This window comes from Rhodococcus sp. 05-339-2, assembly GCF_002258965.1.
Classification (GTDB): Bacteria; Actinomycetota; Actinomycetes; order Mycobacteriales; family Mycobacteriaceae; genus Rhodococcoides.
This window is the reverse complement of the sequence record NZ_NOYW01000018.1, coordinates 1-20,757: the sequence shown is the minus strand read 5'-3', so window position 1 is coordinate 20,757 and position 20,757 is coordinate 1. Positions and strand designations below refer to the sequence as shown.

The window sequence follows — 20,757 nt, the reverse complement described above, 5'->3', positions numbered from 1 at the left end:
GATGAACTCGGTTTCCACATCACAGTAAGGAGAGTTGGCATAGCACAACCTGATTCGCTCGTTGACGACATCACGACCGAGACGGTCACGTCGGCCGACGGAACGCCGATCGGAGTACATTGCCTCGGATCTGGTTCACCTGTCGTGATAGTTCACGGCAGCATCTCGACAGCGCAGTCGTGGTTACAGGTAGCCTCACATCTGGCCGTCGACCACCGCGTTTTCGTTGTCGACCGCCGAGGACGAGGCCTGAGCGGCGATGCACCGGAGTACACACTCGCGACCGAGGGCACCGACATCGCGGCCGTCCTCGCCCGGGTCACCGAGTCGACCGGTACCGTTCCGGCTCTGGTCGGCCACTCCTACGGCGCAATATGCGCCCTCGAAGCCGCTCGACGTGGTTCCGAGCCGGCAGCTCTCGTGCTGTACGAACCACCACTGCCGGTGGACGGTCCGGTCGCGGGTGAACACCTCGCCCCGTACGCTGCCGCGATCGCCGAATCCGACAACGATGCGGCGATGCGAATCGCGATGGAGCATTTCATTCGCGTGCCCGCAGCCGAGACCGAAGCCATTGCGGCAACACCGTTGTGGGCGCAATTCCTCACATTGGCACCCACCTGGACTCGCGAACTGATCGAAATCGACGCGTGTGTCTCGGTCGTGCCCGAATACGGCGAACTGCAAACCAGAACCTTGCTTCTCGTGGGCGAAAACAGCCCAGCGCACTTGGTAGGGGCCTCCGACCATCTGGAATCGAGACTCCGCGACGTATCGAAACAAGTATTGGTTGGACAGGCGCACTTCGCGAATCTTGTCGATCCGGGTTCGGTCGCCTCCGCGATCGACACCTTCATCGGTCACTGACACTCTGCGGGACTCATCGGTACCGTCGCCCGTCAGTGCCAGTGAGGACTGCCGGGCGATGGTTTCCACGACCTCCGCAGCAGCCACGTCTCGGTTGAAGACCTGGCTCGTCGTGGGTCCAGGACCCGGCTCGGACCGAACCGATTCGTCGTGCAGAGACGCCGCGAAAAATGGCGGTCCCGAATTCTTCGGAACCGCCTTCGATCTGCTCTCTCGGGCTGACAGGACTCGAACCTGCGACAACTTGACCCCCAGCTGGATCGATCTTTACGTCGATGGACCCACCCGGACGCAACACACAGCTGCTGACCAGGCGCTCTCGCCCGGATCGGTCCAGGTCAATCCGCCCTCGGTCGAACCGAGTAGGGACACGCTCGAACATCGATTGCTCCACGCGGATCCACCGAAGGCCCCACGCACCACACCGATACACCGCTGCGAAAAGTGTCGGAACCACCGACCCGACACGGCCTCGTACCCAGACAGCGAGGACACCCCGCTGAAGGGACGACGCTACAACCTACGCGTCCAGCCTCCGAGCTCTGGCTGAGGCCGATCGCTCGAAAGCTCGGGCGCGATCGGGAAGAACGGAGCAGACTCCCTATCGGATCAGTTGCAGCTGGAACGGACGTGCTGTCGTGGGCGATCGACATCGTGAGGACAACCTGGGGCCCGATCACGTTTCGGGGATCGAGACGCCGAACGCATCGATAGGCATCACCCGATACTTCATCGACACCGGGCGGCTCGAATGGGATGCCCGTGCCGCCGACATCTTCGAGGCGGGCCTCGATCCCCGGCCTGCAATCGAGATCTGGCACGAACGTGTGCACCCGGACGACGCGCACCTGCTGGTCCAACTCTACGAGGACGCAAGCGCCGACGTCGGTGCGGAGTGTATCTACCGGGTTGTTCTCTCCGACGGCACCGTTCGCCACATTCTCACTCGAAGTGTCGCCGTGGAAACCGCGCCCGATGGCCATCCGACGGTTCTGACCGGAGTGGTTTCACAGGTCCGACCGCTTATCGATACGAGCGAACGCCTCGGTACAGTTCTGGACTCCGTCTCGCTGGGCTTCGCGATTCTCGACCGCGACATGATCATCCGTTACGTCAACACGCAAACCGAACGGCACCTCGGCATCGCCCGGGATCAGCTCATCGGACGACATCTGCACGACGCGCTCCCCGATACCCAGGGCTCCTACTTCGACAACCTTCACCGCGACGCGCTGCTCACCTGCGGCGAGGTCAGCATCGAAGCACCCGCACTTTTTCGCCCCGACACGATCATGGAGGTGACCGCCAACTACGTCGAGGACGTTGTCGCAGTCAGTTTCCGCAACATCACCGATGCAGTTCACAGAGCCACACGATTACTCGACGCATACCGAGAACTTCTCGCCAAATCCCGACTCGACGACCTCACAGGAGTGCTGAACCGATCTGCTCTGTTCGAACGAATCGAGAGGGTCAGCGCCGAAATATCGCTCCCCACAGCAATATTGTTCATCGACGTCGACAACTTCAAGACCATCAACGACACCCACGGCCATCTCGTCGGCGATCACGTTCTACGCATCACCGCCGCCCGACTCGCCGACCTGTGCAATTCCAACACTGTCCTCGGCCGGATCGGGGGCGACGAATTCGTCATAGCGATGTTCGACGATGACGAACCACTGACGACGAACGAGCCCGAACAACTCCGCCGACGACTACGCCGTGCAGCCCGCGCACCCATCGACTTGAACGACTCCACCCTCTCGATCGAATTGAGCGTCGGAATCGCACACAACACAGGCGAGTCGACTCTCGAGGACATGCTCACCCGAGCCGACCTCGCTCTGTACGAACACAAAACCAACATTTCCCGCATCGACGTCCCTCGCCCGACAAAGCATCAGCACTGACCGCTGACGGAACCGGATCGAACCCCTGCGGCAGCGCTACAGCGGATCTGGACGAAACAAGAACCGGAGCCACCGATTCGTCCGAGTTGCAGCTCGACACGGACCCTATGGACCCAGTAGCTCCACGAGGAGCAAACCAGCTGAACAAAGTGGCTCCGTCCGCTCAGGTCCATTCGACCGACGCACGCAGATCGCCGGACACCAGCGGATACACCTGGACAGCGCCTCAGCGCCGAGTTCGATCGTGTAGGTACCGAGAAGTGACACTCCCGCAGCACGCGGACTGAAAAAGACGGCTCCGGATTTCTCCGAAACCGCCTCTGAACTGCATCAATCTGTCGGGCTGACAGGATTTGAACCTGCGACCACTTGACCCCCAGTCAAGTGCGCTACCAAGCTGCGCCACAGCCCGCCGCGCCCCGAAAGGCGCTTGCTGAGATTACCCCAGCCCTACCCCTGAGAGGAAATCGCCTGCTCAGGGGCGGTACCGGACTACGTCAGCGGTTGTTGCCCTTGCCCGGCCGTTCCCGCTTCTCGCGGATACGCACCGACACACGCACGGGGCTGCCGTCGAAGTTGAACTCCTCACGCAGACGCCGCTCGATGAATCGGCGATAGCCGGCCTCGAGGAAGCCCGTGGTGAACAGCACGAACGTCGGCGGCCGCGTGCTGGCCTGCGTTGCGAACATGATGCGCGGCAGACGTCCGCCACGCATCGGCGGCGGTGTGGCCGCCACGACTTCCTTGAGCCACGTGTTGAGGCGTCCGGTGGGCACTCGCTTGTCCCACGACTCCAAAGCCGTCTCGAGTGCAGGCACGAGCTTCTGTACCGCACGGCCCGTCTGTGCCGAGATGTTCACACGCTGCGCCCACGGCACCCGAGCGAGATCACGATCGATCTCCTTCTCGAGCTGCTGACGACGATCGTCGTCCACCAGATCCCACTTGTTGAACGCCAACACCAACGCGCGGCCGGCATCGGAGACCATGCTCAGCACACGCATGTCCTGCTCCGAGATCACCTGTGAGGCATCGAGAAGCAGAATCGCGACCTCGGCGGCCTCGATGGCGGACTTGGTGCGCAGCGACGCGTAGAACTCGGCACCGCTGGCATGGCTGACGCGCTTACGCAGTCCTGCGGTATCGACGAATCGCCAAGTCTTGCCGCCCAATTCGACCAACGAGTCGACAGGATCGACGGTGGTGCCGGCAACATCGTGCACCACCGAGCGCTCGTCGCCCGACAGCTTGTTGATCAGCGAGGACTTGCCAACGTTCGGCTTACCGACCAGAGCGACACGCCTGGGTCCCCCACCGGGAATTCCCTCACGCGGCGTCTCGGGCAAGGCCTCGAGCACGCGATCGAGCAGATCACCGGTACCGCGCCCGTGGGTGGCCGAGACCGACAGCGGCTCCCCCAGACCCAGTGACCACAGCGCGGCAACCTCGGACTCGGTGCGGCCGTCGTCGACCTTGTTGGCCACCAACAGAACCGGAGTCTTCGAGCGACGCAGTACTCGCGCCACTGCCTCGTCCGTCGTCGTCGAACCGACTCGCGCGTCGACGACCAACAGGATCGCGTCGGCGGTGTTCATCGCCAACTCGGCCTGGCGCGCAACGGATTGCTGCAGACCCTTCGCGTCGGGTTCCCAACCGCCGGTGTCCTGCACCAGGAAGCGTCGACCACTCCAGTTCGCCTCGTACGACACCCGGTCGCGGGTGACGCCTGGGACGTCCTCGACCACTGCTTCGCGTCGTCCGATGATGCGGTTGACGAGCGTCGACTTACCGACGTTCGGTCGGCCCACCACGGCGAGAGTCGGTACGGCTACGGCATCTTCGCCGTCTTCACCTTCGTTGAGGTCGACGTACTCCCACTCGCCCTCGTCACTCCATGTTCCGTCGCCCGCGGTTTCCGCTGCGCCGGAGAAGAATTCTTCACTCACTGGACTGCTCCACTTCTGTCGTTCACCACGAGCAGCAAACGCTCGATCACGCCGTCGAGATCCAGCTCGCTGGTATCGACGATCACCGAATCCTCGGCGGGACGAAGCGGTGACACTGCTCTCGTCGAATCTGCGTGATCGCGGCGTTGCACGTCCGCGAGCACGGATTCGTAGTCGTCGTCGCGACCCTGTTCGATGTTCTGTTTGTTGCGACGCTGTGCCCGCGCTTCCGGTGAGGCAGTCAGGAACACCTTCACGTCGGCGTCGGGAAGAACGACGGTGCCGATATCGCGGCCCTCCACCACGATTCGCGTCGACGAGCTCGCGAGGTCACGCTGCATCTGCACCAAGAGCTCGCGCACCGCAGGCACTGCGGAGACGGCCGAGACGGCCTTGGTGACCGCATCGCCGCGGATTTCGCCGCTGACGTCTTCACCGTCGAGCAGAACGGTCTCGGACAGCGGGTCCTTGCCGATCTCGAGGGGAAGTGCTGCAACAGCTTTCGCGACAGCGTCTGCATCGGTGGGCTCGACGCCCGAGCGCAGCACCCACACCGTCGCCACGCGGTACATCGCACCGGTGTCGAGGTAGCTTGCTTCGAGTGCCGATGCGAGCCTGCGCGATACCGACGATTTGCCGGTGCCCGAAGGCCCGTCCATCGCCACCACGAGCGCGCTCATCACAGGCCCACGGATTCGTAGAGCTTGCCGATCTCGCCGCGTCCGAGGACACGCAGTGTTCCTGGACGCTGATCGCCGAGCACGATGTTGCCGACGTCGGTACGCACGAGACGTCCGACGGGGAAGCCGACCTTGTCGAACAACCGACGCACGATGTGCTTGCGGCCCTCGTGGAGCGTCACCTTGACGAGAGACTTGCCGTCCGAGATGTCGAGCAGCTGGAAGCCGTCGACCTTCACCGGGCCGTCGTCGAGGGTCACGCCTTCACGCAGCTGCTTGCCCAGAGTGCGGGGAATGGTGCCGAACAGCGTCGCGAGGTAGGTCTTGGAGACCTCGAACGACGGGTGCATCAGACGGTGAGCAAGATCACCGTCGTTGGTGAAGAGCAACAGCCCCTCGGTGTCGGCATCGAGGCGTCCGACGTGGAACAGTCGCTGCCCCGCCTGCACGCGCTCGGAGACGATGTCGCCGACGCACGGGCGTCCCAGATCGTCGGACATGGTGCACTGCCATCCACGCGGCTTGTTCATCGCGAGGTGAACGAGCTCTTCCTTCACGACCACGCGAGTGCCGTCGACGCGGACCACAGCGATGTTGGGATCGATGCGGATGCCCTGTTCGGTGACGATGCGTCCGTCGACCTCGACGCGGCCGTCGGCGATCAGTTCCTCGGCGGCACGACGCGATGCGACGCCTGCCTGCGCGAGCACCTTCTGCAACCGAACGCCTTCACCGGCGGGTACGTGCTTGCGCGGTGAGGAATCGGTGTGCTGATGCTTCGCCGGTTTGGCGTTGCTGATCGTGGTCGACGGAACCTGCTTCTTCTGCGGCTTCGGCGGCTTGGGACGCGAGGGCTTCTTGCGAGGAACGGCGTCGTTGCTGCGGTCGTTGATGCCGGTCTCGACAGGCTTGTAATCGAAGGATTCCTGCTCGACGCCCTTGCGCGGGGCCGGCCGGGCTCCTGCACGAGGAGCTCCGGTGCGGGGTGCACCAGCACGGGGTCCCCCGGTACGAGGGGCGCCAGCGCGAGGGGCTCCGGTACGGGGAGCGCCGTCACGGGGCGCTGCGTCGCGGGTGCGATCTCCGCGGCGCGCGTCACGCGGAGTGTCCGACCTACCTGCGGTCGGCTTCCTGCGTGGGTCTTGTCTCTTGTTACGGTCCGGTGTGCCATCACGGCGAGCGGGCTTGTTCACTTGTCTTACCTATCAGTCGTCCGAGTCGAGCTCGGCTGCCGGATCGGGTTTCGATCCGCGGTTCTTGGTGGAGCGGGTCGTTCTCGGGTCGGTGTCCATGCTGTCACTGATCTCGTCGATCAGGTCCACACCCGGCAACAGCGGTGCCAGTTCGGGTAGATCACCGAGCGATGCGAGCCCGAGCCGTTCGAGGAACAACTCGGTGGTGCAGTACATCGTGCCGTTCGTCTCCGGGTCCGTTCCTGCTTCGGAGATCAGTCCACGGGCGAGCAACGTACGCATCACTCCATCGACGTTGACTCCACGTACGGCGCTGACTCGTGCGCGGGTCAACGGTTGACGATATGCGATCACGGCCAGGGTTTCCAATGCCGCGCGTGTGAGCTTGGACCGAGCCCCGTCCAGAAGCAGCCGTTCGACGTACGGCGCATAGGCGGTTCGGGTGTAGAAACGCCATCCGTCACCGGCGTAGCGAAGGTCTATTCCGCTGGTTCGTTCGGTCAGTGCGGCAGCCATCTCGTTCAGGGTTGCGCGCACGCGCGCTACCGACGCACCCACCGCCGAGGCGAGTTGCTCGTCCGAGGCAGGGGTATCGACGATCAGCAACACAGCTTCCAGAGCCGAGGCGAGGGTGGCGTCGTCGAGCTCCTCGGAATTCTCGCCGTCCTCGGGCTCGAGCTCCGGGTCGACACTCATGCGTAGTCCTCTTCCGTGACCACGATGGGTCCTTCGTCCTTACCGGTCCAACTCACTCGGAGATCGCCGAGCGGCTCGGGCTGCTCGAACGCGATCACCTGTTGGCGGAACAGCTCCAGCAACGCCAGGAATCGCGCGATTATTTCGACCTGCACCTCGCAGTCCTGCACCAACTCCGAGAACGATGCCCACTCGTTGAGGCCTCGGCCCTGCAGATTGTCGAGCAGCCACGCCGCCTGCTCGGGGATCGAGACCGCGTGCTGATGGATGTGATCGAGCCCCACCTGCGGAATCGGTTTGGGTCGAAATGCCGCAGCGGCGATGTCGGCGAATGTGGCCGGGTCGACGCCGAGCAGCACCTCGGGAATCAGATCGGCGTACCTGTCCTCCACCGACACCGATCGCGGATAACGTCGCAGCGCAGCAGCTTCCAGTTCACCGAACAGCAGAGCGACCTGCTTGTAGGCCCGGTATTGAAGTAGCCGGGCGAAGAGTAGATCTCGAACTTCGAGCAGCGCAAGATCCTCGGCGTCCTCCACGTCGCCCGAGGGCAGCAACCGTGCTGCCTTGAGGTCGAGCAGCGTCGCGGCGACGACGAGGAATTCCGTCGTCTGGTCGAGGCCGACATCGGCACCGAGCGACTTGGTGAACGAGATGAAATCGTCGGTGACGGTGTGCAACGCCACTTCGGTGACGTCCATTCGATGCTGACTGATCAACGACAGCAGCAGATCGAACGGACCCTCGAAGTTGAGCAACCGCACCCGGAATTTCGACGGATCCGCGTCGGCCGGAACCTCGATCGGGGCCTCGTCGGCAGCGTCGACGGTCACGGACCCGACCGGTAGATCACCTCGCGCGCGAGGGCGCGGTACGCCTGTGCGCCGCCGGATTTCGGAGCCCACGTGGTGATCGGCTCACCTGCCACACTGGTTTCCGGGAATCGGACGGTACGGGTGATCACCGTGTCGTAGACGACGTCGCCGAACACCTCGACCACTCGCGTCATCACCTCACGCGAGTGCAATGTGCGGGCGTCGAACATCGTCACCACGATGCCGGCCAACGTGAGCCTCGGGTTGAGCCGATCGCGCACCTTCTCGACGGTGTCGTTCAACAACGCCAGTCCGCGCAGACTGAAGTACTCGCACTCCATGGGTATCAGCACTTCGTCGGCACACGTGAGCGCGTTGACCGTCAGCAGACCGAGCGACGGCTGGCAATCGATGAGGACGTAGTCGTAGCGATCGAGAATAGGATGCAGCACCCGCCCGAGTGTCTGCTCCCGGCCGACCTCGGTGACCAACTGAATCTCGGCTGCGGAGAGATCGATGTTGCTGGGCATCAGATCGAGGTTCTCGACGCGAGTGCGCATGATGATGTCGTCGGCGGAGACCTTCGCTTCGACGAGGAGGTTGTAGACCGTCAGATCGAGCTCGTGATGTGCGACGCCCAATCCCGCGGACAGTGCGCCCTGCGGGTCGAGATCCACGAGCAGCACGCGGCGGCCGTAGCCGGCCAACGAGGCACCGAGATTGATGGTCGACGTCGTCTTGCCGACGCCACCCTTCTGGTTGCACATCGCGATGATCTTGGCCGGGCCGTGACTGGCCAGCGGTTGTGGATCGGGGACGGCCCTGGTCTTGCGACCGGTGGGCCCGAGCTCGTTCGGCGCGGGAATGATGTCGTGTGTCTCCCGACTGGATTCCGGTTGACGCGTCTGGAACAGGGCACCGTCGAGATGCGGATGATTCAAGCCTGACTCCGCCGCTGGCGGCTGCGGTGTCGACACGTTCCAGCGCTCCCCTGTCCCGTTCGTCTTCGAGTAGTTCACGCAAACGCTACCGCTTGACGCTCGCGCATCGTCACCGGACACGCTGACGCACGACAGCCGGCCTCGTGCTACCGGGCCCGTGGATGCGCTCCTGCCCACACTTCGCGCAGAGTGTTGACGGTGACGAGAGTGTAGATCTGCGTCGTCGTCACCGACGCATGACCCAACAGCTCCTGCACGACGCGGACGTCGGCGCCGCCGTCCAGCAGGTGAGTGGCGAACGAATGCCGAAGGACGTGCGGTGATACCCCCGCGGTGATCCCGGCCCGCACGGCCGAATCCTGCAACACCTGCCACGCACTCTGTCGAGACAACCTGCCGCCCCGAACGTTGAGGAACAGGGCAGGATTCGAGCGGGAGACCAGCCCCGGCCGGCCGCGCACCAGGTAGGCGTCGACGGCCTCGACAGCGGGTCGCCCGACCGGCACGATGCGATGCTTGCCGCCTTTGCCGCGCAGCAGCACCGAGCGAGCCTCGGTGTCGATGTCGTCGACGTCGAGCCCGACTGCCTCGGATATACGCGCCCCGGTGGAATAGAGCAGTTCCAGCAGAGCCCGATCCCGCAGTCCGCGTGGGGCATCGGGACCGGCGATCGACGCCGATTCGAGCAGTGCAACTACCTGATCGACGGGCAGCGACTTCGGCAACCGCTTGGCCGGCTGCGGCGGCTTGACCTCGCTCGCGACGTTGCGCTCGACCATCCCCTCCGCGAGCGCAAACCTGTGCAGACCGCGCACCGCGATCAACGTCCGGGCCGCCGAACTCGCTGCGAGTGCCGGGAATTCGTCGTCACCGCGCCGTAGATAGAGCACGAACTCGGTGATGTCGTTCTCGGCGACCTTCGCCAGATCGGTGATGCCGTAGCCGCTGAGGAACCGCTCGTACCGCACCAGATCGCGACGGTAGGACGACACCGTGTTCGGTGCCGACCCGCGCTCGACCACCAGATGGTCGAGGTACGTCTGAATCTGCTGGCCGATCACGGTGGCTACTTTCGCGAACTCTTTCGCTTCTCGAAGGCAGTCGGCAGATCCGCCCACGGCGCATCGGCCGAACGCAGTTCGGTACCGGTAGCGCGCGCCGCGGCGAACGCGAGAACGCCCGCGACGGCGGATGCGTTGACGATCTCGCCCGACAGCGCACGACGGACGGCCTCGTCCACCGGAACGTAGGACAGCTCGATGTCGGCTTCCTCGTCGTGTGCCTCGGGCCGATCGACCTCGGTCAGGCCCTGCGCGAGGAAGATCCGCACGGCCTCGTCGGTGAACCCGGGCGAGGCAAGCACATCGACCAGTACCGACCACGTCTGCGCGGCGAGCCCGGTCTCCTCGGCGAGCTCACGCTGAGCCGCAACCACCGGCTGCTCCCCCGGCTCGTCCAGCAGACCGGCGGGCAACTCCCACAATCGACGACCTACGGGATGCCGGTACTGCTCGATCATCACCACACGATCCCGGTCGTCGACGGCCAGGATCCCGACCGCGCCGTGATGCTCGATCACCTCGCGCTCGGCCTGACGACCGTTCGGCATCGCCACCTGGTCGAGCCGGAGCGCGAGAATTGCGCCGGAGTACGGCACCGACGAATCGAGGGTGGTGAACTCGTGCCGAGGCTCGCTCATCCGACGGTCTCGGCGGCGACGTCCGATTCCTCCGTCTGACCCGTATCTCCGTGCACGTCGACCGGCAGACGCTCCGCAGCCTTGTACTTCAGCGCGGCATTGATCAACGACGCGAACAGTGGATGCGGACGGGTGGGCCGGCTCTTTAGCTCCGGATGCGCCTGAGTGGCCACGAAGAACGGGTGCACGGAGGCAGGCAGCTCGACGAACTCGACCAGGTGGCCGTCCGGAGAAGTACCGCTGAACACCAAGCCGCTCTTGGCAATTCGATCCCGATAGTCGTTGTTGACCTCGTAGCGATGACGGTGACGCTCGGAAACGCTTTCGGTGCCGTACGACGCCGCGACGACCGAACCCTTCTGCAGGGTTGCCGGGTAGGCACCGAGACGCATCGTGCCGCCCAGATCGGCATCACCGGCGACGGCATCTTCCTGATCGGCCATCGTGGAGATCACCGGATCCTTGGTGTCCGGGTCGAACTCGGCGGAGTTGGCGTCCGTCAGACCGACCGAACGAGCCGCCTCGATGACGACACACTGCAACCCGAGGCACAACCCCAGCAACGGAATCTTGCGCGTACGTGCGAACTCGATGGCCCCGAGCTTGCCCTCGATACCGCGGATACCGAAGCCACCGGGAATGAGCACGGCATCGACATCACCCAACGCGGCCTGCGCCCCGGCGGGCGTCGAGCACTCGTCGGATGGGACCCACTTGATCTCGACCTTCGCGCGATGAGCGAATCCGCCTGCACGCAGCGCCTCGGTGACCGACAGGTACGCGTCGGGCAGGTCCACGTACTTGCCGACCAGACCGACGCGCACGGTCTCACGCGGCTGGTGAACACGCTCGAGCAGTCCACCCCAGATGGTCCAGTCCACATCACGGAACGGCAGACCGAGCTGACGAACGACGTACGCGTCGAGGCCTTCCTTGTGCAGCACCTTGGGAATGTCGTAGATCGACGGCGCGTCGGGCGTGGAGATGCAGCCGTCGACGTCGACGTCGCACATCAGCGCGATCTTGTTCTTCAATCCTGGCGGTACGTCGCGATCGCAACGCAGGATCAATGCGTCGGGCTGAATACCGATGCTGCGCAGCGCCGCGACGGAGTGCTGGGTTGGTTTGGTCTTGAGTTCACCGGACGGAGCCAGGAACGGAACCAGCGACACGTGCAGAAAGAACACATTGTTTCGGCCGACGTCGTGGCGCACCTGACGCGCGGCTTCGAGGAACGGCTGCGACTCGATATCGCCGACGGTGCCGCCGATTTCGGTGATCACGACGTCCGGCTGGTGACCCTGTAGGTCGGGGCCGTTCATCGCGAGAATGCGACGCTTGATCTCGTCGGTGATGTGCGGGATGACCTGAACGGTGTCGCCCAGATACTCACCGCGGCGTTCCTTGGCGATGACCGTCGAGTAGACCTGGCCGGTGGTGACATTGGCGAAACCGGACAGATCACGGTCGAGGAACCGCTCGTAGTGTCCGACGTCGAGGTCCGTCTCGGAGCCGTCTTCGGTGACGAAGACCTCACCGTGCTGGAACGGGTTCATCGTGCCGGGATCGACGTTGAGGTAAGGATCGAGCTTCTGCATGGTCACGCGCAGTCCGCGTGCGGTCAGTAGCTGGCCGAGGCTCGATGCCGTCAGGCCTTTTCCGAGCGAGGACGCGACGCCCCCGCTGACGAAAATGTGCTTGGTGTCGGAACGCGACTGAAGGCGTGACAATGAGGCTCCCGTGACGAGTCTGCAGGGCTTGCTCCTATCAGGGGGCTGATAAGAGAGGTGAAGCGTGGAAATTGGGCCTGCTACCCACGGGACTTCACGGTAACACCAGTACCTACCTCACCGCCAACGACACGCGCGTTCGTCCGACGATCAGCTCGCCGGCGCTCCGACGGTCACGGCGTTGGCATTGGCTCCGGTGCCGTAACGGCCGGACGCGCCGTCCAGCTGCTCCGCCAAGGCGAGAACGGTGGTGATCCGTCCTGCTTCACGGTCGACGTTGTCGACCGTGCTGAGAGCGGACGACAGCGCCGAATCGGCTCGCACGACAGCGATGGAACCGTTGCCCTCGGCCGCACCGGAGCGACCGGCCAGTACCGCGCCTGCACCACGTGAATCGAGGGCTCCCGCGAAGCGGGCGACGATGGCCCCGCGATTGCCGTCCTCCACGTCCGAGGTACCGGAACCGGTGACGACCACAGCCAACTGAGCGGGTGCGACGGCACCGTTGTCGTACGCGATGAACCCGCCGCTGCGCAGCGTCTCCAGTGCCAGCGAGAGCTCCTCGGGAGTCGACTGCGGCTGGGCGGTCTCGGCGTTCAGCAGCAGCACCGAACCCAGCAGGTCCCCCGCGAGACTGCCCTGGTCCACCGCGCCGGTGCGCAACTGCACGCCGGCCGGAATGACGTTGGTCAAACGCGTCCGAAGATCGTCGCCGTTCGCAGCGGAGACGAACGAATCGGTCAGCGACACCCGACCGGTGACGGTGGCGCCCGATGCTCCGATCGACCGCGTGACTCCGTCCACGTCCCCGGGGTCGGCGTCCGGGGTGGTGATCACCACGACGCTGCGATCGACCAACGTATCCCGCAACACTCGGCCCGAAACCGCGGCGTCGAAGCCGTCGGCCGAGTTGAGCTGCTCACCCAGGCGATTGTTGGTCGCCTCCAGATCGTCCACCTGAGTTTCGAGGCCGGTCTTGTCGTCTCGAAGGCCCGACACCAGACCGCTCGAGAGCAGACCCGAACCGAGCACGATGCCGATGGCCAGGGCCACGAAGACCGCTGCCAGCGAAATGGCATGTTGGCGAAGCGAAATCACGAAAGCAACCCCTGGAACCACAGAGCGAACCGGTTCCACAGATCGATTGCCCAATCCAACGCTTCACCGCCGATGTTGGACACGGCCAACGCCACGATTACGGCAACGAGCGCCGCCAGAATCAACAGCGCGATCGCACCGCCGGACACACGGCTGCGGTACAGCGTCGCAACAGCTTTGGCGTCGACCAACTTGGCGCCGACCTTCAGACGCGTCATGAATGCGGCCGGATTGGTGTTGCGTCGACCACGATCGAAGAACTCGTCCAGGCTGGCCGGGCTACCCACCGACACGATGAGCGAGGCCCCGTGATGATCGGCCAACAACAGCGCGAGGTCGGCAGCGGCACCGGTGGCCGGGAACGTCATGGCACCGATACCGAGATCCTGAATGCGCTCGAGACCCTGCGCGTGTCCGTCGGAATCCGCCGGAAGCACAACCTCTGCACCGCATTTGAGCGTCTGCGCAGTGACGTCCTCGGGATCGCCGACGATGAGGTCGGGGCGATGACCCGCCTTCATCGCGGTGTCGGCACCCGCACCGACGCCGATGATGACGGGCGAGTACTCCTTGATGAACGGCTTGAGATTCTTCAGATCCTCGGCGTGACCGGGTCCGTCTGCGACGATGACCACGTGACGGCCCTCGAGATCGATGTCGATGTCCGGCACGCCGACTCCGTCGATGAGCAACGGACTCTCGGTTCGGATGAACTCGATCGTGTTGCCCGAGAACGCTTCGAGATGGTCGACCAGGCCCGTCTTGGCCTCGATCATCTTGTCGGAGATCTCGGCTTCGCTCTGCTCCTCGCCCTTGGCGAGACGACGATCGCCGGTGTAGACGCCGCCGTCGTTGAGGCGGATCTTGGTGCCGTCCTTGATCTTCTTGAAGACTTCGGTGCCGGCCGAGTCGATCAAGGTGATTCCGTTGGCGACGATGACCTCGGGACCGAGGTTGGGATAGCGCCCGGAGATCGACGGCGACGCGTTGACCACCGCCAGCACCCCCGCCTCGACGAGCGCATCTGCGGTCAGGCGATCGAGGTCGAGCTCGTCGAGCACGACGATGTCGCCCGGGCCGACCCGTTTGAGGAGCTTGGCCGTGTTGCGATCGACTCGCGCGATACCGGTGATTCCGGGCAGCGAATCCTGACTACGTGACAGCAGAGCCGGCATCTTCATGAGGACCATGATGACCCGATCGACACGCCCGGCGACGGAGGCGCGCCGAAACAACTACCACACTGATCACATCAGCACCAAAAGTTACAACGCGGCTCGATCGGCGTTTGCCGTGGCCAGCAGCTCCTCGGCATGCGCACGTCCGGTCTCCGTGTCGTCCAACCCCGCGAGCATTCTCGCGAGCTCGACGACCCGCTCCGACGACGACAACGTTCTGACGCCGCTGTTCGCCGCGCCCTTCTTGGCGTCGGTCTTGTCGACCACCAGGTGGGTATCGGCGAACGCAGCGACCTGCGGCAAGTGGGTGACCACGATGACCTGGTGTGTGCGAGCCAACCGGCCGAGTCGGCGCCCGACCTCGACGGCCGCGCGACCACCGACTCCGGCGTCGACCTCGTCGAAGACCATCGTCGCACCCTTGTCCGAGCCCGCCAGCACCACTTCCAGTGCCAACATCACCCGCGAGAGCTCACCGCCCGACGCACTCTTGCTGATCGGAAGCGCCTGGGCACCGTCGTGCGCGGACAGACGAAACTCGACCTCGTCGACGCCGTTGCTGCCCGCATGCAATTCGGTGCCGTCGACGACGATCGGGGCAGTGTCGGACGGTCCGGCGGGAAGTGCGCGAACATCGATCTGCAGCTTGGCTTTTCCCATCGCCAGGCCCGCCAGCTCGACGCTGACCGCCTTCGAGAGCTTCACGGCGGCCTTCGCTCGAGCCGCACTGAGCTTCGACGCAGCCGCCGCGACGTCGATCGCGGCCGCGTCGACCTTGGCGCTCAACTCGGCGAGCGCATCGGCCGAGGTATCGATGTGCGAGAGTCGCTCGCGGGCGTCTTCCGCCCAGGCGATGACGCCGTCGACATCGGCGGCGTACTTGCGCGTCAACGACTTCAGCTCGGCCTGCCGGTTCAGGATCGTGTCGAGGGCACCCGGATCGGACGGCAGATCCGTCAAGTACGAGGTGAGGTCTGCCCCGATGTCGCCCACGATCGCCATCGCGTCGTTCAGTCGCGGCAACAGCTCGGTCAGTGCTGCGTCCTCGGCATGCTCGAGGCGAGAGCGAGCCTCGCCCAGCAGGTACAGCGCGGACGCCGTGTCCGACGCCTCGTCGGCGCTCCCGACGAGTGCTGCCGAGGCACCTTCCGCGGTCTCACGCAGCGAATCGAGATCGCCCAGCCGACGCACATCCTCGGCCACGGAGCGATCCTCACCCGGCTCCGGTGCCAGAGAATCGATCTCCTGCAGGCCGAACTGCAGCCGATCGGCTTCCTGCGCCAGCTCGCGGCTGCGTTCGGTGCGATCGATCAACTCGTTGCGCGCGTCGAGCCACGTCTTGCGCGCGGTGCGGTACTTCGACACCAGGGACGCCACCGCATCCCCGGCGAATCTGTCCAGCGCGCCGAGTTGCTGATCGGGACGCAGCAGCCGCAGCTGGTCGTTCTGACCGTGCACGGTCAGCAGCGAGTCGGTGAAGTTCGACAGCACCGATGCGGGCACGCTGCGCCCACCGAGGTGCGCACGCGAGCGACCGTCCGAGTTGACGGTACGCACGGCGATGATCGAATTGTCCTCGTCGCGTTGACCTCCCGAGGACTCGAGCACCTTGTCGACGTCGTCGATCACCTGCTCCGACGCGGTGTCGGTACTGAATCGCCCCTCCACGACAGCACGCTGTGCGCCGAGCCGAACCCGGCCTGCGTCGGCGCGGGCACCCGACAACAGGTGCAGACTGGTGACCACCATGGTCTTACCCGCACCGGTCTCGCCGGTGAGCACGGTCAGCCCCTCGTGAAACTGTGCGCTGGCACCGGAAATGACTCCAAGGCTGTCGATCCGAATCTCTTCGAGCATTCCTACCTCGCTCTCCCCCGCCACCCGGTAACGGGCAGTTCGAATTTCTTGACCATGCGATCGGCGAACGGTGCCGAATCGAGTCGAACCCATTTGATCGGTGACGCTCCCCGCACCACCTCGACGCGAGCACCTGCCGGCAGGCTCAGTGTGCGCCTGCCATCGCAGAATACGAATCCTGCGTGTCCACCCGCATCGATCTCGACCGCGATGATCGACTCGGGGCTGGTGACGAGCGGCCGCGCGAACAAAGCGTGCGCGTTGCTCGGAATGACCAATATCGCTTCGAGTTCCGGCCAGACCACAGGCCCACCGGCCGAGAACGCGTAGGCCGTCGAGCCCGTCGGCGTCGAGATCAGAACGCCGTCGCACCCGAATGCGGACACCGGGCGCCCATCGACTTCGAGCACGACCTCGAGCACCCCGAGCCGCGACCCGTTCTCGATGCTCGCTTCGTTCAGTGCCCAGCCCCGATCGACCACCTGATCGCCCACGCGAATCGCAATGTCCAACGTCATGCGTTGTTCGATGCGGTAATCCCCGGCGATGACGCGAGCGAGGGCACCTTCGAGGTGGTCGGCCTCGGCCTCGGCCAGGAACCCGACGTGCCCGAGGTTGATGCCGAGCACCGGTATCGAGGCCGCTTGCGCGAGCTCGGCTGCGCGCAGGAAGGTCCCGTCACCACCGAGCACGAGGACCATCTCGCAGCCGGCGGCTGCGTCCGGTCCGAACTCGACGACGTTGAGCTTCATGTCCGCGACGAACACATGGTCGTGTTCCTCCGTATCGGAGGCTTCGATCTTCGATGGCTCGACCTCGTCGACGAGCACACGAAGGCAGATGCCCGCTTCGTCGAAGACCTTGCCCACCCGACGCGCGGTTTCGGCGATGTCCGGTCGACCTGGATGGGCGACGAGAAGAATCTCTCGAGTCGACTCCCGTTCCGGTACTGACTGGGACGGAGTCACTGTGGTCCTTCCTCGATCGCGAGCCGGACGAGTTCCGTGATGTCGGCGCGTGGCGAGTCCTCGCCCACACCTGCCCTCAGCCACAAAAAGTACTCGACATTGCCCGACGGCCCCGGCAGTGGGCTTGCCGCCACAGCTTGCACCGTGAGATTCGAGGCGACGGCCGCCTTCGCCACGTCCTCGACGGCCTCGGCGCGCAGCGCAGGATCGCGCACCACACCTCCGGAACCCACTCGGTCCTTGCCGACCTCGAACTGTGGCTTGACCATCAACACCATGTCGGTACCCGACTTCGAGCAAGCAACGAATGCGGGAAGAACGAGCTTGAGCGAGATGAACGACAGGTCTGCGACGATCACGTCCACCGGTCCACCGATCGTCTCCGCATCGATCGACCGAACGTTGGTGCGGTCGATGACATGAACGCGGTCGTCGGATTGCAGACGCCACACCAGCTGCCCGTATCCCACGTCGACGGCGACCACTTCACGCACACCTCGACTGAGAAGCACGTCGGTGAAGCCACCGGTGGATGCACCGGCGTCCAGACAACGTGCACGTTCGACGGTCAACCCGAGTGGCTCGAATGCGTCGAGAGCGCCGAGCAATTTGTGCGCGCCGCGGGAGGCCCACGAGACCTCGTTGTCTTCCTCGGCCACCAGCAGCGGTGTGCCCGGTTCCACCGCGGTCGCGGGCTTCGAGGCCACGGTCCCGGCGATCTTCACCCGGCCCGCTTCTATCAGCTCCGAAGCGTGCTCGCGAGATCGGGCGAGTCCACGACGAACCAGCTCGGCGTCGACCCGTGCGCGACGAGCCACGTCAGGTCTTGTCGACGGTGGTCAGCGCGCGCACGAGTACCTCGTGCGCGCGGTCGAGCAGACTCGCGTCGCGCGCAAGGGCGTCGGAATCCACAGCCTCGGATTCCTCGTGGGAAGTCGACTCGATCGTGAGTTGATTCAGCAGCGAGGTAACTTCGGTGCGAACAGTGTCCGGATCTGCAGACGACTCATCGCCTGCACCGCTCGGCCGGTGCTGTCCTGGTAGTGGAATAGACGCGCTCATCGCCTCTCACGCTATCGGATGGGTCCGACGTACGCCCGATCGCCGCCGCTCTCGGAACACTGCTGTCGAACGCGGTATCAGCACCCGAGCAGCGAACGCAGATCGCCAAGTCCATCCCCCTCGAAGCGAATATCCGAGAAGGCCGAGCCGGACCAGGCGACGTGCAGTGTGGCAAGCGCACCCTCGAACGCATCGGGCGTACCGTCCCCGCCGTACTGCACCGAGAGCACCTCGTCGTCGACGGCGACCGTCCAACCGGTCTTGCTGCCGACGCTCGACGTCACTTCGTCCCTGTTCAGGACTCCGAGATCGAGGCCGATGTGAGTGGGGCGCAGATGCCGAGGCGCATGCAGCAACTCTGCAGCGGTACTGACGCCGGTCAACACCAGCAGCGACGGCAGACCGATTTCGTTCGCACCAGCGATGTCGGTGTCGAGCCTGTCTCCGACGACCAGGGCCGCGCGTGCTCCGCTGCGCTCGATGGCGTCGTGCATGATCGGGGCGGCCGGCTTGCCTGCCACGATGGGCTCGATATCGGTGGCGTTGCGAACCGCCGCGACCATCGAGCCGTTCCCCAACACGAGTCCTCGCTCGGTCGGCAAGGTGGCGTCGATATTCGTAGCCACCCACAGTGCACCCGCACGGATGGCGAGGACAGCCTCGGCAAGCATCTTCCAGTCTGTATCGACGGAGTGCCCCTGCACCACGGCCACGGGATCGTCGTCGGCAGACCTGACCGGCTCCAGACCGACCTTGGTGATCTCGTTCGCCAATGCGTCGGTGCCGACGACTAGCACCCGTGAACCCGGGTCCACCTTGCCCGCGAGTACCCGAGCGGCCGCCTCGGAACTGGTGACGACGAACTCTGCTGAGGTAGCGAAGCCGAGACTACCTAGATGTTCGGCGACGTCCTCGGGAGCACGACTGGCATTGTTGGTGACGAAGTACTGCTTCTCGGCCCCACCCGACAATGCTTCGACTGCACCGGGAATGGGATCCTTGCCGGCGTAGACGGTGCCGTCCAGGTCGAGCAGCAGAACGTCGTGGGCGTCGCGTAGCAACGTCACTGACTGCCTCCGGACAGCTCCTCGACCCGCTCTTCGGCGTCGGTCTCACCATCGACATCGGCCGCGGCAGCGTTGAGGAACCATTTCACACCTTCATCGACGCGACCTGCCGCAACCAGCGCATCGGCGTAGACGTAGAACAGGCGCGCGGCAGCGGTTCCGGATCGCGACGCGTCGAGGTCCGGGGTCTGTAGCGTGACGACGGCCTGGTCGTACTGGTTCAGGTCCATCCGCGCACCTGCCACGACGATTCGAAGCTCCGACGCTTCCTCACCGGTCAGCTCACGCGCCTCGTCGCTGCGACCGAGTTCGATAGCACGCTCGGGACGTCCCAGTCCGCGCTCGCAGTCGGCCATCACAGCGATCAGACCCGGCCCGCCTGCCATGCGTCGGGCAGCGCGAAGCTCGGACAACGCTTCGGCCCACTCACCAGCGTGGTACGCCGCGATTCCCGCGGTCTCACGGACTACAGCGATACGACCGGCACGCTGACGAGCAGCGCGCGCGTGCAGTAGCGCCAACTGCGGATCGTCGTCGAGCAGTCTGCTGGTCATCACGAGGTGACGGGCCACAGCAGTGGCGTTGTTCTTGTCCAAGCTCAACAGGTCTCGGCGCACTGCCGGCTCGAGCTGCCCGGCTTCGACCTCGTCGGGCAGATCCGGTTCGTCGGGACGCGGCGGTCGACGGTCCGACGATGCGCTGTTTCCGCGCCGATCTCCGGAGAATCCACCTTCACCGCCGCGTCTGCGAGGAGGACCGTCCGAGCGACGCGGGTCTCCGCGGCGGTCCTGAGCGCGGGGGTTGCGGTCTCGGGACTCGCTCGGGCGGTTGCCGCCGTCCCCTCGGGAGGGGCGACGATCGTTGTTGTCTTCCGACACGGGCGTCCTTTCGGATTTCGGTACAAACGCAAAAAGGGGACCCACCAGGTGGGTCCCCTTCTTACAACGGGTGTTCGGCGGTGTCCTACTCTCCCACACCCTGTCGAGTGCAGTACCATCGGCGCTGGAGGGCTTAGCTTCCGGGTTCGGAATGGGACCGGGCGTTTCC

Annotated in this window: 19 protein-coding genes, 1 tRNA gene and 1 rRNA gene; 2 read left to right on the top strand and 19 right to left on the bottom strand. The window is 64.7% G+C overall.

From position 1 onward, the window contains the following. Positions 1 to 144: 144 nt before the first annotated feature. Positions 145 to 867, top strand: a complete 723-nt coding sequence (locus CH273_RS17960; RefSeq protein ID WP_230597026.1) for an alpha/beta fold hydrolase — start codon at positions 145 to 147, stop codon at positions 865 to 867. Between the two features lie 638 nt (positions 868 to 1,505). Further along, positions 1,506 to 2,780, top strand: coding sequence for a GGDEF domain-containing protein (locus CH273_RS17950; protein WP_032398187.1), 1,275 nt, complete (start codon positions 1,506 to 1,508; stop codon positions 2,778 to 2,780). Positions 2,781 to 3,118: 338 nt separating this feature from the next. On the opposite strand, the gene CH273_RS17945 is transcribed toward CH273_RS17950, so the two are convergent. From CH273_RS17945 to rrf, 19 genes are all read right to left on the bottom strand, one after another. Next, a tRNA-Pro gene (locus CH273_RS17945) sits at positions 3,119 to 3,192 on the bottom strand. Positions 3,193 to 3,277: 85 nt separating this feature from the next. Beyond that, positions 3,278 to 4,726 carry a ribosome biogenesis GTPase Der gene (gene der / locus CH273_RS17940; RefSeq protein WP_032398188.1) on the bottom strand — a complete coding sequence of 483 codons (1,449 nt, stop codon included), beginning with the start codon at positions 4,724 to 4,726 and terminating at the stop codon, positions 3,278 to 3,280. After that, positions 4,723 to 5,406, bottom strand: coding sequence for a (d)CMP kinase (gene cmk / locus CH273_RS17935; protein ID WP_032398189.1), 684 nt, complete (start codon positions 5,404 to 5,406; stop codon positions 4,723 to 4,725). The genes der and cmk overlap by 4 nt, the downstream gene beginning before the upstream one ends. Beyond that, positions 5,406 to 6,599: a pseudouridine synthase gene (locus CH273_RS17930; RefSeq protein ID WP_082073686.1), complete on the bottom strand. Its 1,194-nt coding sequence runs from the start codon at positions 6,597 to 6,599 to the stop codon at positions 5,406 to 5,408. The genes cmk and CH273_RS17930 overlap by 1 nt, the downstream gene beginning before the upstream one ends. A gap of 12 nt (positions 6,600 to 6,611) precedes the next feature. Next, on the bottom strand, positions 6,612 to 7,295 hold the full coding sequence (gene scpB, locus CH273_RS17925; protein ID WP_032398190.1) for an SMC-Scp complex subunit ScpB: 684 nt from the start codon (positions 7,293 to 7,295) through the stop codon (positions 6,612 to 6,614). Then, the gene (locus CH273_RS17920) at positions 7,292 to 8,128 is read right to left on the bottom strand and encodes a segregation and condensation protein A (RefSeq protein ID WP_032398191.1); all 837 of its coding nucleotides are present in this window, start codon (positions 8,126 to 8,128) and stop codon (positions 7,292 to 7,294) included. Before CH273_RS17920 ends, scpB begins: the two co-directional genes overlap by 4 nt. Then, the gene (locus CH273_RS17915) at positions 8,125 to 9,051 is read right to left on the bottom strand and encodes a ParA family protein (protein ID WP_371828399.1); all 927 of its coding nucleotides are present in this window, start codon (positions 9,049 to 9,051) and stop codon (positions 8,125 to 8,127) included. The genes CH273_RS17920 and CH273_RS17915 overlap by 4 nt, the downstream gene beginning before the upstream one ends. A gap of 146 nt (positions 9,052 to 9,197) precedes the next feature. Then, positions 9,198 to 10,112: a site-specific tyrosine recombinase XerD gene (gene xerD / locus CH273_RS17910; RefSeq protein WP_032398193.1), complete on the bottom strand. Its 915-nt coding sequence runs from the start codon at positions 10,110 to 10,112 to the stop codon at positions 9,198 to 9,200. 5 nt (positions 10,113 to 10,117) lie between these two features. Further along, positions 10,118 to 10,750, bottom strand: a complete 633-nt coding sequence (locus CH273_RS17905) for an NUDIX domain-containing protein (RefSeq protein WP_032398194.1) — start codon at positions 10,748 to 10,750, stop codon at positions 10,118 to 10,120. After that, positions 10,747 to 12,480, bottom strand: coding sequence for a CTP synthase (locus CH273_RS17900; protein ID WP_032398195.1), 1,734 nt, complete (start codon positions 12,478 to 12,480; stop codon positions 10,747 to 10,749). Before CH273_RS17900 ends, CH273_RS17905 begins: the two co-directional genes overlap by 4 nt. A 150-nt stretch (positions 12,481 to 12,630) precedes the next feature. Then, the gene (locus CH273_RS17895) at positions 12,631 to 13,578 is read right to left on the bottom strand and encodes a copper transporter (protein ID WP_032398509.1); all 948 of its coding nucleotides are present in this window, start codon (positions 13,576 to 13,578) and stop codon (positions 12,631 to 12,633) included. Beyond that, a complete protein-coding gene (steA, locus tag CH273_RS17890; RefSeq protein WP_032398510.1) occupies positions 13,575 to 14,759 on the bottom strand; it encodes a putative cytokinetic ring protein SteA in 1,185 nt (394 codons plus the stop codon). The genes CH273_RS17895 and steA overlap by 4 nt, the downstream gene beginning before the upstream one ends. 84 nt (positions 14,760 to 14,843) lie before the next feature. Next, complete coding sequence (gene recN, locus CH273_RS17885) at positions 14,844 to 16,613, bottom strand: DNA repair protein RecN (RefSeq protein ID WP_032398511.1); 1,770 nt, start codon at positions 16,611 to 16,613, stop codon at positions 14,844 to 14,846. Positions 16,614 to 16,615: 2 nt separating this feature from the next. After that, the gene (locus CH273_RS17880) at positions 16,616 to 17,581 is read right to left on the bottom strand and encodes an NAD kinase (RefSeq protein WP_032398196.1); all 966 of its coding nucleotides are present in this window, start codon (positions 17,579 to 17,581) and stop codon (positions 16,616 to 16,618) included. Then, the gene (locus CH273_RS17875; RefSeq protein ID WP_032398197.1) at positions 17,578 to 18,399 is read right to left on the bottom strand and encodes a TlyA family RNA methyltransferase; all 822 of its coding nucleotides are present in this window, start codon (positions 18,397 to 18,399) and stop codon (positions 17,578 to 17,580) included. Before CH273_RS17875 ends, CH273_RS17880 begins: the two co-directional genes overlap by 4 nt. A gap of 1 nt (position 18,400) precedes the next feature. Next, positions 18,401 to 18,643 (bottom strand): hypothetical protein, encoded by a 243-nt coding sequence (locus CH273_RS17870; RefSeq protein ID WP_032398198.1) that lies wholly within the window; start codon positions 18,641 to 18,643, stop codon positions 18,401 to 18,403. Positions 18,644 to 18,720: 77 nt separating this feature from the next. Beyond that, the gene (locus tag CH273_RS27955; protein WP_032398199.1) at positions 18,721 to 19,710 is read right to left on the bottom strand and encodes an HAD-IIA family hydrolase; all 990 of its coding nucleotides are present in this window, start codon (positions 19,708 to 19,710) and stop codon (positions 18,721 to 18,723) included. Further along, positions 19,707 to 20,588 (bottom strand): hypothetical protein, encoded by an 882-nt coding sequence (locus tag CH273_RS27950; protein WP_082322671.1) that lies wholly within the window; start codon positions 20,586 to 20,588, stop codon positions 19,707 to 19,709. Before CH273_RS27950 ends, CH273_RS27955 begins: the two co-directional genes overlap by 4 nt. Positions 20,589 to 20,660: 72 nt before the next feature. After that, a 5S ribosomal RNA gene (gene rrf, locus CH273_RS17855) occupies positions 20,661 to 20,757 on the bottom strand; the annotation flags it as partial.

What these genes read in the sequence shown, in the direction of transcription:
- CH273_RS17905 (WP_032398194.1), bottom strand. Translation starts at nt 10,750, where the DNA reads ATGAGCGAGCCTCGGCACGAGTTCACCACCCTCGATTCGTCGGTGCCG.
- CH273_RS17870 (WP_032398198.1), bottom strand. Translation starts at nt 18,643, where the DNA reads ATGAGCGCGTCTATTCCACTACCAGGACAGCACCGGCCGAGCGGTGCA.
- cmk (WP_032398189.1), bottom strand. Translation starts at nt 5,406, where the DNA reads ATGAGCGCGCTCGTGGTGGCGATGGACGGGCCTTCGGGCACCGGCAAA.
- recN (WP_032398511.1), bottom strand. Translation starts at nt 16,613, where the DNA reads ATGCTCGAAGAGATTCGGATCGACAGCCTTGGAGTCATTTCCGGTGCC.
- scpB (WP_032398190.1), bottom strand. Translation starts at nt 7,295, where the DNA reads ATGAGTGTCGACCCGGAGCTCGAGCCCGAGGACGGCGAGAATTCCGAG.
- steA (WP_032398510.1), bottom strand. Translation starts at nt 14,759, where the DNA reads ATGAAGATGCCGGCTCTGCTGTCACGTAGTCAGGATTCGCTGCCCGGA.